The organism is Winogradskyella echinorum, assembly GCF_014297365.1.
In the GTDB taxonomy this organism is placed as follows: domain Bacteria; phylum Bacteroidota; class Bacteroidia; order Flavobacteriales; family Flavobacteriaceae; genus Winogradskyella; species Winogradskyella echinorum.
In genome coordinates, this window is sequence record NZ_JACOQD010000001.1 from 769805 (window position 1) to 783649 (window position 13845).

Sequence of the window (13845 nt, forward strand, 5' to 3'; positions counted from 1 at the left end):
AACTTTGTGTTGTGGTAAAACCGCAAACTTATTGCGGAAAAACCGTAATATTCAACTATAGCAATAGTTTCAAGCGTTTTTTTAAGTCAAAAAAACTGAATTTTTCTAAAGGATTTTTATAAATACCCTTTATCTCTCGCTTCTTGTAAGAGAGTTTCGTCCTTACCGTCGTTAATAGAAAACAACAATTTAAGCTGCTTCTTTCTTTTTTCTAAGGCACTGGTAGATAACGGAATATATTCGCTTAAACTTTTAGTTTTTATACCTTGAGACAATAGATGTAAGATTTTGCGATTAATATCATCTACATATATTTCGCTTGTAAATGTCTTTTTTACATAATTATTTACAGTACTACTATAATAAGGAGGTGATTTTAAAATTTGCTGAAATGCATCAGCTAACTCCATAGATGTTAAATCACTTTTTATTAAAAATCCATCTGGATCAATTTCTTTTATAATATTATGAATTCTAAAAGATTCATTAAACATAGTTAAAATAACAATCTTAGAATTGGGTAATATTTTTTTTGCCAATAGAGCTAAATCCTCACCTGAGGTGTATTTTCCATCTTCGGATGCTGGTAAACTGATATCAAAAAAACAAACATCATATGGTTTTTCTTTAGAAGCACGATTTAGCATTATAACCGCAGTATCGCAATTATTTGCCGTATCAATTAGAAGAGTTTGATCGTCTTCTTTGGTTGCCATTAATACGTTTTGATAGCCCTCAATAATTATTGGGTGATCATCTACCATGAGTATGTTAATATGTTTCATGTGATATTATTTATGGTTTTAATCGTCACATGCTATTTGCACAAAAACATATCTTAATAAATATTGAAATGTTTTGCGCTCGGGTCATGTTGATTAGTTTGTGTAGGGAATCTTAACATTAACTTCTGTACCATTGCCAGATTGAGATGTAAAAGAGATACTTCCATTAATATCCTCAACACGAGACGTCATATTTTTTAAACCGATGCCCTTTCTATTTTTTGAAGTATCAAAGCCATCTCCATCATCAATGATATCTAAGCAAATTACGTCTTTTTCTAATGAAATGCTAATCTTAATAGCATTTGCATTTGCATGCTTATATATATTTTGCATAGATTCTTGGATGATTCTATAAATATTTATCTTAGTTTTATTGGTCACTAAATCCCAACTAATATCATCAGTATAATTAAACTCGTGCTCTAAACCATACGCTTGCACTTGGTTTTCAATTAACTCTGTAACTATATCCATAAATCCAGATCCAGAAACAAAATCAGTGTTTAATTCGTGCGATATTTTCCGAATATCCTCTTCTATAGTTTTTAGTTGACCAATATAATTTGCTCTAGTCATCATGGCTTCTTTGCCATCTTTAAAATTAATACTGTCTAAGCTTAATCTGGTACCAAACAATCTACCTAAAACACCATCATGTAATTCTTTAGACACTCTAATTTTTTCTTTAGCTCTAGCTTCATCTACTTTATCTTGTTGCCCCAACATAAGATTATAAATGTCTTCGTTAGCTTTTTGTTGAACTTGAATAAGTTTTAATTTTCTGTTTTTTGCACGTTGGGAAATAAGAATATATATAAGTATTGCTGTTAAGAGAAGTCCTATTGAAAGAATGAGTAAGTAGAGATTTTCTTTGGATATTTGTTTGTTTTCAGCTTCTAGTTCATCTGTTTCTAATTCTAACCTAGCAAACCGATTCCTGGCATTACGCTCATTATTTAAAAGACTATCACTTAATTTAATATATTTTTTTAGATAAACATTAGCTTCTTCACCTTTCTTGAGATTAGATAAAATGAGAAACGATTCTAATAATAATTCATTGTTATTTATATTCTCAGATATTCGTCGACTTTTTTCTGCATAAAAAATTGCTGAATCACCTTCTTTTAATGACGAATAAAACCTCGATAAATCAATAGCTACGCCAATTTTAGCAAGTTCATCTTGTAGTGTATCACTGATATTCTTAGCTTCATAGAACTGTAATCTTATTTTACTTAAATCCTTATCTTTTCTTAACGATTTTGAATATGCCAAATTTGCCAGTGTAATAGCATAAAAGGAAGGATCATCTTTAAAATACTGTTCTCGCTGCTTTATCACATATTGATATAACTCAATAGACTTATCTATATCACCTTTATTTTTATATACTTCAGCTAAATTATTTTTTGAATACAGTTCGTTATAATAACCATTATCCATTTCCTTAGCATTATTCAAGGCCTTATTATGGTATTCTATAGCTCTATCGAATGACTTTAATTTTAAAGAAACTACTCCAATGAGATTATTTAAGATCCAGAGATAGTCTAAACGACTTTCATTTATTGGAAAAGTATTGATGATTTTAATTGCTTTGATAGCACTTTCTTCGCAACCTACATAATCTTTCTCTCTTTGTTGAATATTAGCAATATTAGTGAGCACACCATATTCATCCTCTCCCATTTTTAACTTATCAAAAAGTTTTAAAGCTTTGGAATAATAATAAAAAGCACTATCTATCTTAAAGTCTTGATGATGGTAAAACCCTAAATTGTTATAACTGTAAGCTAATGCAATGGAATCATTTAACTTGATTGCTAATTTTAAATTAGTATGATTTAATTTTCTAAAAGGACCATAATCATCTTTTAATAGATATATAAAAGACAACTTTCGATTGCTTAACAATATAGTTGAATCCTTACCTGTTTTCAATGAGAGTTCGACAGCCTTTTTTGCGAACACTAATCGTTCTTCTAAAGACACACTACCATCCTCAGAAAGTTCCCTATATTCTTTAATCTTTTTATACTCGGAGAGCATATTTTGACCCTGCGACTTAAAGCAAAATGTAAATAGGATAAAAAAGATTAATAGACGAGACAATCTTTATTGTATTAAAATGAATCAAACTTTAAAACTAAGAATTAATATTTAAAATTAAGAATTAATATAATTAGAAAAGCCCTTATTGATTAATAAGGGCTTAAAAACTTTTAATTTTATATAATATATTTATCCGTTACCTGGCTTTTTTATTTTCGTTTTGCTAGTTGCTAATAAATCAAAGTTGCTTTTAGCTTCATAAGTAGGTTGATCATTTACAACCTTGTCAGATTGTACACCAGATACAGTTAATACAAGTACAGCAACTAGTGCTAAAGTAATTTTAAGGGTTTTCATATAGTCTATTTTAGGGTTTAAATAAATAATTAACGTCAAAAATGTAACATAAACGTTACGCTGAGGGAAGGGAATGGACAATTAACTATCTTAGGCTATACCTAAAACTATACTAAAATAAACGAGGGACGTTTTTAGACTATGGTTAGTCTAATAGTAAAATGGACTAAAATTTCCTTATTAAGCGATTTGAGGTCTTAAGAAGGAGGGGCAATATATAATTATTTATAATGAAGACAAAAAGATTATCGATAAAATACATTTTTTACCGTTTAAATACATGTAATTGTTTATAACGTGTTGAAAACTTCGTTTTTTTAAAGAAAAAGTTAACCAAAACCTACTTAAAACATAAAAGCATACTAATCTATCTATATAGAAGGAACCTCTAAAACAGCTTAGAAAAACCATGAAAAAAATTGAAAGCCTTTTTTGTATAAATATTTAATAAAGTAGATTTATTTGTCGTAGTCTAGTTCTCTTTCCAATCTTCCTCTTTGATCAAATATTTTCCATACACCTGTTCTTTTACCACCCGTAACAAGACCTATTTCTCTTAGATAAATCTCATCTATAGCTGCTCCATATTTATAATTCTTTATTCCAAAAGTAGTTGAAACCTCATCATTTCTGTAAAAATAATCTTTAGGGTCTGAAATATCTAAATCGATTAAAGTTGCAGTCACTTCACTAGAAATAGACCCCTTTAAATCGTACAATGTTTTGCTCAATAAATTACCCAAATTATCATAAACGGATTCAGATTTAAGTTCACCACTAACATAATACTCTAACCATAAACCTGCTTTTTTAGAATAGGTGTACTCTGGCATATCATAATATAAGTAAGCACCTTTGCCTTTTATAGAGCCATTAGAATAATGATTTTCTATAAATGAAGAATCACTATGCTTTAAGTTTTCAATAAGACTCGCAAGCCTATCACTGTGTTGGCCATAGGAAAAATAACATCGAGTTATAAGGAAAAGAAAAACAATAAACTTCATGATTTAATTAATATGCTTTACAAGGAACGCAGAAATGAAACGAATATTATAAATACAAGAAAGCATCTCAATTTATTTAAATTGCAATTACTCACTAAAGTTTCAGACGTTATAAATCATATAGAACAAAACTCCAGTTACCTTTAAGATAACTTGAAAAACGGGTTGATATACCAACAGTAAAACCATTTTCACGACGAAAAATATATCCTATGGATGTACTTTCGTAAGCCTGTTGATCGGTCTCAACAAACTCTTGTGTCAGTTGTATAATATAGTTATCATGTAACACTAATCCTTCTGGAAGTTGAACTCTATACATGTTTTCATCAAACACATTATTAACTGTATCAATAGTTATTCCTGGTGTTGCATTGTAAATCGTTCCGTCAGCTCTTACATTTCCAAGGGCGATTATTCTAGGCATTTTTAATATTTTATGATTTCACAACAAAAATAACCTAAATTACTTTATATCAAGTATTTAATTCACAAAACCATAAAAATTAACTGTACAAAACAAAAAAGCATCCCAATTTTCTTTATCAGAAAAAAGGAAAGCCTTTCATTGGTAAGTTCTCAATTTAATCGAGAATCTCACTACTACTCCAAGATTTCTCTTGGAACAACACAACATTTTACAATTGCCTTAAAAAAAAGCTTCAATTTCTTGAAGCTTTAGTTTTACAATTTTTGCGGTCTGGACGGGACTCGAACCCGCGACCTTCGCCGTGACAGGGCGACATTCTAACCAGCTGAACTACCAGACCGTTGCTTAATTGCGAGGGCAAATATACATTGCATTTTTAATTTGGCAAACAAAAATCTAAAAAAAAGAAGAATTACTAAATAAATTTTTGACGTTCAATCATGTAGGTGGTCAAAATATTATTAAAACCAGCGTTAATATCTGCTTCAACGTACTTAATTCTATATTGCCCGCACTTTAATCTTAGGTTATTAAAGTACATTTTTACTGCTTTTTCGTAATTTTCTTTAATGTTATCGGCATATAAATTAATATAATCACCTGTTTCTACGTCTATAAATCGCTTTGGTCTATTATCAAAATCAAAAGTGAGTTCCTTTGCTTTATCAAAGACATGAAATAATACCACCTCATGCTTATTATGTTTTAAGTGCCTTAAGGCTTCAAATAACTTTTCATCGTCCTCTGAAGTTTGAAACATATCTGTAAACACAAAAATTAAAGATCTACGGTGTATTTTTTCTGCTATTTGATGCAAATATTGGTAGGTCTCAGTCGTTTTTGAATCTGGTTTAGAAACTACGACTTCACTCAAGGTGTTTAATAACATTCTATGATGACGCTCACTCCCTTTTTCTGGAGAATAAAAATCATACGTATCACTATAAACACTTAACCCAACAGCATCTCTTTGTTTTTTTAGAATGTGCATTAAAGAAGCACTTGCTAATGCCGAAAATGCAATTTTATTAAGATTATCAACAGATGTACTAGCAGACTCTGGGTAATGCATAGAGCTACTATTATCTACAATAAGGTGACATCTTAAATTAGTTTCCTCATCATAGCGCTTGGTATATAATCGGTCCGTTTTGGCATACAATTTCCAATCTATGTACTTGGTACTTTCTCCTTGATTATAAATCTTATGCTCAGCAAACTCCGCCGAAAACCCATGAAAAGGACTCTTATGCATACCAGCAATAAAGCCTTCCACCACTTGCTTGGCTAATAATTCTAGGTTTTTAAAACCTCCTGTTTTATTGAGTTCTTGTTGTAAATCCATTAGTTACCGAAACTAAAAAAGGTTTGCCGTATAGACAAACCTTTTATCATTTCTTTTAGAGTATATTTCTATAAAAGAGCGTCGATAGCTTCAGCATAAGCTGTTTTTGGCGCTACACCAACTTGGCGACCAACAACTTCTCCGTTCTGAAATACCAAAACTGTAGGTATGTTTCTTACACCATATTTAGCTGCAAATTCTTGGTTTGCATCTACATCGACTTTACCAACTACAGCTTTACCTTCGTATTCTGTACTAATTTCGTCAATGATTGGCCCAACCATACGACATGGCCCACACCAAGCAGCCCAAAAATCAACTACTACTGGTTTATCACTCTTTAATACTGTTTCTTCAAATGTTGCATCTGTTATTTCTAATGCCATAATATTTATTATTTATTATATTCTACTTCAGTTAATGTACCTATTGGTAGATAAGTACGCAAAATTAGTCAAAATTTTTACTAAACCTTACATCGGCAGTATTTGATTTGATTATAACACTATTAACGATACATATTCCTTTTAAAACAGCACAACCCAAAGGGTGAGAATAGTAATTTATTATTGAATGCAAAATTCTTTACGCAACTTTTTAGTTGCATATTAAAATATTTTGTTTAATTTAGCAACCGTAAAGTTGCATATAAATCAAAAAACGAACATTATGAACAAAACAATCACAAAAGAAAAGGTATTTAATCATTCAATAGATCAGATTTGGAATGCCATTACAAATGCAGAAGAAATCTCAGCATGGTTTCTTAAAGCTGACTTTAAAGCAGAAGTTGGATATAAATATGTATTCAATTCTTCGGAAAAAAACTGCTCAGCAATAATAGGCGAAGTACTAGAAGCAAATCCGTACACTTTAACTTATACTTGGATAGTAAAAGACACACCAGCCATAACAAAAGTTACTTGGAAACTAGAAAACCTTGGCAATGCTACAAAACTCTATCTAGAACATTCTGGCATTGAAAATTACGTTGGCGACACTGCCATTGCTATGTTTGAGAGTTTTAATGGTGGTTGGGATAATTGTATCAATGGTTTAAGTACTTATTTAAAAGAAGAAGTCAATGCAAGATAATATCACCAAATTATTTAAAGCTATTGCAGATCCAACAAGGCGTGATATTTTTCACGCCTTAGTAATCGCTACCTCAGCATTGTCTATTACGCAGATTTCAAATCAGTTTTTAATGACCAGACAAGGTGTTACCAAACACATTAAGATTTTAAATGATGCTGGATTAGTACAAATGAAAGAAGATGGTAGAAATCGCTTCTGCTTCGCAGACCCAAAACCCTTAAAAGAAGTGAATAAATGGATGCAGTTTTATGCTCAGTTTTGGGATGATTCTTTAGATAATTTAGACAACTACCTAAAAACCAAAAAAGATGCTTAATAAAACTGAACACCAATCTCATTCAGATTATAAAAAACAGATTATGGTGCAATCTAACGCCAAAACTGTATTTAATGCTTTAACCGAGAACATTCATCTTTGGTGGTCACAGACCAGTGAGTCGTCACAAAAAACTGATGGACAATTCACTGTTACCTTTGACAATGGCTATTGGTGGACGTTCAAAATCTTAGAATTTGTTCCAAATACTAAGTTAGTTTGGCAATGTATCGCTGGCGAACCCGATTTTAATAAAGAATGGATTGGGCACATTTTACATTGGCAAATAAAAGAAGAGGATTCTAAAACAACTATTAGTTTTCATCAAACTGGTCTTACACCTCAAATCGATTGCTACGATGTGTGCTCTAGGACTTGGGATATGTTTATCACAGAAAAATTGAAAGCTTTTGTTGAAAAGAAGTGATTTGATAACTCAGTAAATTGATTGTTATTTAATTTAAAAAAGTTACTTCTTAGAGAACACCCCTTGAGGGGACTTTAGGGGTGTAAAACGTAAAATAATTTTGCTACGCAAACTCAAAACCTCTAAAAGAGGTCAACAAATGGATGCAATTCTATTCGCAATTTTGGGATGATTCTCTGGATATATTAGGTGGTTATTTGGATGAGAAGGAAGCTTAATAGAAAATGTGTAGCGGTTTTCTTAGGTAGACAGCGAACAAGCAATTAATAATACAAGTGTAATGTGACATTTTTTATTTTAATTCATACAGAGTTAAATCAGTTGGTCTTTCAAATAGAACTTTACCTAAAGAATGCTTTAAAATTGTAATATAAGGACCATAACTTAATTCAGGTCTAGTAACTGGTTTATTGAAATAAAGAGTGTCAAGTGAATTTGTTTCTAAATATTCACTAAAGTCAGAATGAATAAAGAACCTGACTTTTTCACCAGGCACTATATCTTCACACTTAAAAATCAAATTTCTAGCAATTCCGTCTTTCGTATCATCTTTAGCAAGATTAAAAACCTCTGGTACGAATAGAATTTTATCATTTTTTAAGACTCTTAAATGTAGTTCAACATTTTTCGCTGTATTGGCCCCAGTATTAATTATCATAAAAGAAGTTCGAACATAATTGTCGTCAATTGGTTTTTCAATATCAAATTCAACAGCCTTTAATTCAACTTTTTCAAACTGCTTTAAAACTACAGGATATGTGAAAATCAATTGTCCAAAACTTACAATAAATGCAAAAATCGAAATTATCAACGGCCAATTCCTCTTATTGGTTCTTTTGGACTTTTTTTCTTTCGATTTCTTTTTTTTCATTTCTTACAAAAGTTTACACTAATTGTACATAAAACAATAATATACGCATGTTTTTCAACATTCTAATTCAACTTATACCTCACATCATGTTCCTTCAACTCATGCAAAAGCTCTTGAGAAATCTTCACCTTATTTTTTCGGCTAGGCATTTGCACTTTTATTTTTTCAGCATTATCATACACCACAAAATTTAAGGTTTGGCTGCCTTCATGGAATTTAATTAAGTCGTGCAACACTGCTATTGTATCTTTTTCTAAATCTCTAATATTAAGCTGTATGGATAGCTTTTTAGCATACGTATCCATAACATCGTGTAACAACTGAAAACTATTAAACTGAATTCTTGGTTCCCCTTTTTTACCTGTATCTCTATTTACCCAACCTTCTTTTACAAAAGCTCTTACATATACAAATGAGTTAACTACAAAGAAGTGTCTAAACTTTAAATAATCTTCGCCAAAAATTCTAAATTCATGGCTATCTGTATAATCTTCAATAGTAAATAAAGCCCATCCTTTACCCTGTTTGCTTACCCTATGCTGAACATCTGTAACTACTCCTCCAAAGGTCACTTCTCTATTTAAAATAGCATCTAGATTATTAAAATGAGAAATCACTCCATTACAAAACGTTTTCATTTCAATTTTAAAATCGTCTAAAGGATGCCCAGAAATATAAATACCAACCACCTCTTTTTCGCGAGATAGCTTCTCCATAGTTCCCCAATCTTCACAAGGCGGTACTTGTGGTTCTGCAATCTGTACGTCACTAGCTTCCCCAAACAAACTTACCTGAGCGGAGTTTTCATTTTCTTGATGTTTTGCACCATATTTAACCGCTTTTTCTAAAAAGGTAATACCATCACCATCATGCGCAAAATATTGTGCTCTATGTGTATCCTCAAAACAATCAAAACCACCAGCATTGGCTAAACCTTCAAATGCTTTTTTATTAGCAGCACGCAAATCTATACGCTTCGCTAAATCGAAAATAGATTTATAATTACCACCTTCTTTACGACCTTCTACAATCGTCATTACAGCTCCATGTCCAACACCTTTTATGGCTCCCATTCCAAAACGAACCGCATTATCTTTATTTACCGAAAACTTGTAATAACTTTCATTAACACTTGGTCCTAAAACAGGTAAGCGCATACGCTTACACTCTTCCATAAAAAATGTTACTGATTTAATGTCGTTCATGTTATTAGACAAAACGGCTGCCATATATTCTGCTGGATAATGCGCTTTTAAGTAGGCCGTTTGATAAGCAATCCACGCGTAACATGTAGAGTGCGATTTATTAAAGGCATAACTTGCAAAGGCTTCCCAATCTTTCCATATTTTTTCTAGTTTGTCTTTATCTAAACCTTTAGCTCCGGCTTGCTCAATAAATTTTGGTTTCATCTTGTCCAAAACCGCGATTTGTTTTTTACCCATAGCTTTTCTCAATACATCGGCTTCACCTTTGGTAAAATCTGCTAATTTTTGAGATAGTAGCATTACCTGCTCTTGGTATACTGTAATACCATAAGTTTCCTTAAGGTATTCTTCCATTTCTGGTAAATCGTACACAATCTCTTCGTCTCCATGTTTTCTAGCAATGAAACTTGGGATATATTCCATAGGACCTGGACGATACAAGGCATTCATAGCAATTAAATCATCAAAAACCGTAGGCTTCAGATTCTTCATATGTTTTTGCATACCAGGAGATTCATACTGAAAGACTCCAACCGTTTCACCGCGTTGAAACAATTCGTATGTTTTTACATCATCTAGCGGAAAATTCTCCGGATCGAGTTCAATGCCATGTCTTGCCTTTACAATTTTAACCGTGTCTTTAATTAAGGTTAAGGTTTTTAATCCCAAGAAATCCATCTTCAATAAACCTGCACTTTCTACGACAGAGTTATCAAATTGCGTCACATACAAATCGGAATCCTTAGCTACAGAAACCGGAACATAATTAGTAATATCACCAGGAGTTATAATAACACCACATGCATGAATACCTGTGTTTCTTACCGAACCTTCTAAGATTCTAGCTTGGTTTACGGTTTCTGCTTGCAAATCTTCACCATCAGAAATATTAAGCAGTTCGTTGACTTTTTCTAAATCTTCTGCTCTGAATTTTTTAGCTAAATCTTTTTCAGAAAGACCAAATATCTTTCCGAGTTTAGACATCGTCGGAATTAATTTTGAAATGCGATCTGCATCACCAAGTGGCAAATCTAAAACTCTAGCTGTATCTCTAATCGACGATTTTGCAGCCATTGTACCGTACGTGATAATTTGTGCTACTTGGTTAGCTCCATATTTATCTATAACGTATTGCATAACTCGTCCACGACCTTCATCATCAAAATCAATATCGATATCTGGCATGCTTACACGATCTGGATTTAAGAAACGCTCAAAAAGCAGGTCGTACTTAATTGGGTCAATGTTAGTAATCCACAAACAATAGGCAACCACAGAACCAGCTGCAGATCCACGACCAGGACCAACGGATACATCCATTTTTCGGGCTTCGCGAATAAAATCTTCTACAATTAAGAAATAACCAGGATAACCAGTGTTTTCAATAACGCTCAACTCAAAATCGAGACGTTCTTTTATTTCTGGAGTAATCTCACCATAGCGCTTTTTTGCTCCTTCGTAAGTGAGATGCTTTAAATAGGCATTTTCTCCTCGTTTACCATTATCTTTTTCGTCTTCTTCATGCTTAAATTCATCTGGTATATCAAAAGCAGGCAGTAATACATCTCGAGCCAACTCATAAGGTTCAATTTTATCAACAACCTCTTGAATATTTACAATAGCTTCAGGCACATCTCTAAACAAGGCTTTCATTTCTTCCGAAGACTTGAAATAGTATTCTTGATTTGGTAAACCATAACGATATCCACGACCACGACCAATTGGTGTTGCTTGTTTTTCCCCATCTTTTACACACAACAAAATATCGTGTGCGTTGGCGTTTTCTTGTTCAACGTAATAGGTGTTGTTAGTTGCAACAAGTTTAACATTGTGCTTATGAGCAAATTGAATCAATACCGTATTCACACGATTTTCGTCTTCTTGATCGTGACGCATTAATTCAATATACAAATCGTCTTGAAAGGTTGCTTTCCACCATAGTAAAGCCTCTTCTGCTTGGTTTTCACCAACGTTTAACACTTTACTTGGCACTTCACCATAAAGGTTTCCTGTTAAGCAAATAAGGTCTTCTTTATATTGCTCTATAAGTTTTTTATCTATTCTTGGCACATAATAAAATCCATCTGTAAATGCTGCAGATGATAATTTTGCCAAATTGTGATAGCCTTTTTTATTTTTGGCCATTAATACAATTTGATACCCATTATCTTTTCGGGTTTTGTCTTTGTGATTTTCACAAACAAAAAACTCACAACCTATAATAGGCTTAATAAGTTTGCCTTTTTTCTCTTCACCATTTTCTTCAGCTTCGGCATGTTGCGCTTTTACTTTTTTATTATGATTTCCAACAGCACTCACAAAATGGAAAGCTCCCATCATATTACCATGATCGGTCAACGCAACGGCTGGCATGTTTTTATTAGCTGCAGCCGCAACTAAATCCTTAATACTAATAGTAGATTGAAGAATTGAAAACTGAGAGTGATTATGTAGATGTACAAAATCGACCTCAGCTAATTTTGAAACCGCTTCCTTATTGGTCGACGTTGTAATGGATTCCGTCTGTTCTTTTTGCAGGCGTTCATTAATCTTTGCACTTTCGCGCTTTAGATTAATATGCTTTAAACCTATAAGTTGAATGGTATCTGGATTTTCTTCAGAAAACTTCTGAAAATAATCTGGCTGTACATCTAGCTGCTCCTTAGTGTATTGTTCTTTTCTTATTAATTCGAAAAAGCAACGTGTAGTTGCCTCAACATCTGCGGTAGCATTATGCGCTTCGGCAAATGGCTTGTTGAATAAAAATTGATGTAACTCTGTTAAGGTTGGTAATTTAAATTTACCATAACGACCTCCAGGAATTTGGCATAAATTTGCTGTATGCTCGGTACAAGTATCTAAAACGGGTAATTCTTGAAGCGGATTTGCTACATCTTCGCGTACAAACTCAGCTCCCATAATATTTAAATCGAACTTTACATTTTGTCCGACCACGAATTTGGTTTTTGATAGAGCTGCATTAAACTTCTCTAAAACTTCGGATAGTGGTACCCCTTTTTCTTGTGCTAATTCTGTAGAAATACCATGAATCTTTTCAGCGTCATAAGGAATATTAAAACCTTCTGGTTTCACCAAATAATCTTGATGCTCAATACAATTACCCATTGCATCATGTAACTGCCAAGCAATCTGTATGCATCTTGGCCAATTATCTGTATCTGTAATTGGTGCATCCCAACGCTTTGGCAATCCTGTGGTTTCGGTATCGAATATTAAGTACATAAAAGAGTCTATAAGCCTATCCCTAAATCCCTATTCAGAAGGAAAGGGACATGATAAAGTTAGCAGATAAAATTACGAAGAATCTGTTCTTTTTTGAAATGAAGTTATAAACAGTTTTGAACATAAAAAAACCACACTTTCGTGTGGTTTTTCTCTTCAACTAATCTATTCTATCTATGATAATATAACTTCAAAGTTTTTCGCTTTTGCGATAGTGGCTTCAATAGCATTTCGTTGCTCTCTCAAGATGTTAGATACTTTTTCGGGTATTAAATTCTTGTTGAGAATTTCATTATACTCGTCTAAGCTCGATTTTTCACCTCTTATGGTTTCTTCTAAAATTGCATCTTCATTATTAGAAGATAATGCTGCTTTTAGAGCCATCCAATTTCGATGTAATTCTCCTGTTATATTCCCTGAATTTTCTGGGATTTCACCATTGCTCCAAACTTCGCTTCGCAAGTCTTTAACAAATATAGCGCGCTCTTCTGCTCTATTTTTGAAGAATTTTTTCACTTCACTATTATTCACTTTATTGATGGCCATTTCGTAACCATCTTTAGCGTTCATATTTTTTTCGATCAACTCGTTTAGTTTGTCTGATATTTTTTTCTCGTACTTCATGTTCTTGTTCATTTTTAAAATTTTTGATACCTATATTTTATAGATGCGTATCATTTATCATCTTATTGTAATCTTGAAT

The 13845-nt window shown here is 32.5% G+C and carries 13 protein-coding genes and 1 tRNA gene; 3 read left to right on the plus strand and 11 right to left on the minus strand.

Features of this window, described 5'->3' with window-relative positions:
- Positions 1–116: 116 nt before the first annotated feature.
- From H8K90_RS03335 to trxA, 8 genes are all read right to left on the minus strand, one after another.
- The gene (locus tag H8K90_RS03335; protein ID WP_186844514.1) at positions 117–785 is read right to left on the minus strand and encodes a response regulator; all 669 of its coding nucleotides are present in this window, start codon (positions 783–785) and stop codon (positions 117–119) included.
- A gap of 93 nt (positions 786–878) precedes the next feature.
- The gene (locus H8K90_RS03340; RefSeq protein WP_186844515.1) at positions 879–2840 is read right to left on the minus strand and encodes a tetratricopeptide repeat-containing sensor histidine kinase; all 1962 of its coding nucleotides are present in this window, start codon (positions 2838–2840) and stop codon (positions 879–881) included.
- 192 nt (positions 2841–3032) lie between these two features.
- Positions 3033–3200, minus strand: a complete 168-nt coding sequence (locus H8K90_RS03345) for a hypothetical protein (protein WP_186844516.1) — start codon at positions 3198–3200, stop codon at positions 3033–3035.
- Positions 3201–3658: 458 nt separating this feature from the next.
- Positions 3659–4207: a hypothetical protein gene (locus H8K90_RS03350; protein ID WP_186844517.1), complete on the minus strand. Its 549-nt coding sequence runs from the start codon at positions 4205–4207 to the stop codon at positions 3659–3661.
- A 109-nt stretch (positions 4208–4316) separates the two neighbouring features.
- Positions 4317–4634, minus strand: coding sequence for a hypothetical protein (locus H8K90_RS03355; protein ID WP_186844518.1), 318 nt, complete (start codon positions 4632–4634; stop codon positions 4317–4319).
- A 269-nt stretch (positions 4635–4903) separates the two neighbouring features.
- Positions 4904–4977, minus strand: a tRNA-Asp gene (locus H8K90_RS03360).
- 75 nt (positions 4978–5052) lie between these two features.
- Positions 5053–5982 carry a DUF58 domain-containing protein gene (locus H8K90_RS03365; RefSeq protein WP_186844519.1) on the minus strand — a complete coding sequence of 310 codons (930 nt, stop codon included), beginning with the start codon at positions 5980–5982 and terminating at the stop codon, positions 5053–5055.
- Positions 5983–6050: 68 nt separating this feature from the next.
- Entirely contained in the window at positions 6051–6368 is a 318-nt protein-coding gene (trxA, locus tag H8K90_RS03370; RefSeq protein WP_186844520.1) for a thioredoxin, read from the minus strand.
- Positions 6369–6651: 283 nt separating this feature from the next.
- Here trxA and H8K90_RS03375 point away from each other — a divergent pair, with 283 nt between their 5' ends.
- From H8K90_RS03375 to H8K90_RS03385, 3 genes are read left to right on the plus strand one after another with little or no spacing between them, the layout of a single operon-like run.
- Positions 6652–7077, plus strand: coding sequence for an SRPBCC family protein (locus tag H8K90_RS03375; RefSeq protein ID WP_186844521.1), 426 nt, complete (start codon positions 6652–6654; stop codon positions 7075–7077).
- Positions 7067–7396 (plus strand): ArsR/SmtB family transcription factor, encoded by a 330-nt coding sequence (locus H8K90_RS03380; RefSeq protein WP_186844522.1) that lies wholly within the window; start codon positions 7067–7069, stop codon positions 7394–7396. Before H8K90_RS03375 ends, H8K90_RS03380 begins: the two co-directional genes overlap by 11 nt.
- Positions 7389–7823 (plus strand): SRPBCC family protein, encoded by a 435-nt coding sequence (locus H8K90_RS03385; protein ID WP_186844523.1) that lies wholly within the window; start codon positions 7389–7391, stop codon positions 7821–7823. Before H8K90_RS03380 ends, H8K90_RS03385 begins: the two co-directional genes overlap by 8 nt.
- Positions 7824–8115: 292 nt before the next feature.
- Here H8K90_RS03385 and H8K90_RS03390 read toward each other — a convergent pair whose 3' ends face one another.
- The 3 genes from H8K90_RS03390 to H8K90_RS03400 form a co-directional block, all read right to left on the minus strand.
- A complete protein-coding gene (locus tag H8K90_RS03390; protein WP_186844524.1) occupies positions 8116–8694 on the minus strand; it encodes a hypothetical protein in 579 nt (192 codons plus the stop codon).
- A 62-nt stretch (positions 8695–8756) separates the two neighbouring features.
- Complete coding sequence (gene dnaE / locus H8K90_RS03395; protein WP_186844525.1) at positions 8757–13142, minus strand: DNA polymerase III subunit alpha; 4386 nt, start codon at positions 13140–13142, stop codon at positions 8757–8759.
- 174 nt (positions 13143–13316) lie between these two features.
- Positions 13317–13766 carry a ferritin-like domain-containing protein gene (locus H8K90_RS03400; RefSeq protein ID WP_186844526.1) on the minus strand — a complete coding sequence of 150 codons (450 nt, stop codon included), beginning with the start codon at positions 13764–13766 and terminating at the stop codon, positions 13317–13319.
- Positions 13767–13845: the final 79 nt, after the last annotated feature.

Bases quoted from the DNA above. Each gene is read 5' to 3' on its own strand.
- H8K90_RS03355 (WP_186844518.1), bottom strand. From the start codon at position 4,634: ATGCCTAGAATAATCGCCCTTGGAAATGTAAGAGCTGACGGAACGATT.
- H8K90_RS03365 (WP_186844519.1), bottom strand. From the start codon at position 5,982: ATGGATTTACAACAAGAACTCAATAAAACAGGAGGTTTTAAAAACCTA.
- H8K90_RS03390 (WP_186844524.1), bottom strand. From the start codon at position 8,694: ATGAAAAAAAAGAAATCGAAAGAAAAAAAGTCCAAAAGAACCAATAAG.
- dnaE (WP_186844525.1), bottom strand. From the start codon at position 13,142: ATGTACTTAATATTCGATACCGAAACCACAGGATTGCCAAAGCGTTGG.
- trxA (WP_186844520.1), bottom strand. From the start codon at position 6,368: ATGGCATTAGAAATAACAGATGCAACATTTGAAGAAACAGTATTAAAG.
- H8K90_RS03340 (WP_186844515.1), bottom strand. From the start codon at position 2,840: ATGCTCTCCGAGTATAAAAAGATTAAAGAATATAGGGAACTTTCTGAG.
- H8K90_RS03350 (WP_186844517.1), bottom strand. From the start codon at position 4,207: ATGAAGTTTATTGTTTTTCTTTTCCTTATAACTCGATGTTATTTTTCC.
- H8K90_RS03400 (WP_186844526.1), bottom strand. From the start codon at position 13,766: ATGAAGTACGAGAAAAAAATATCAGACAAACTAAACGAGTTGATCGAA.
- H8K90_RS03345 (WP_186844516.1), bottom strand. From the start codon at position 3,200: ATGAAAACCCTTAAAATTACTTTAGCACTAGTTGCTGTACTTGTATTA.
- H8K90_RS03380 (WP_186844522.1), top strand. From the start codon at position 7,067: ATGCAAGATAATATCACCAAATTATTTAAAGCTATTGCAGATCCAACA.
- H8K90_RS03335 (WP_186844514.1), bottom strand. From the start codon at position 785: ATGAAACATATTAACATACTCATGGTAGATGATCACCCAATAATTATT.
- H8K90_RS03385 (WP_186844523.1), top strand. From the start codon at position 7,389: ATGCTTAATAAAACTGAACACCAATCTCATTCAGATTATAAAAAACAG.
- H8K90_RS03375 (WP_186844521.1), top strand. From the start codon at position 6,652: ATGAACAAAACAATCACAAAAGAAAAGGTATTTAATCATTCAATAGAT.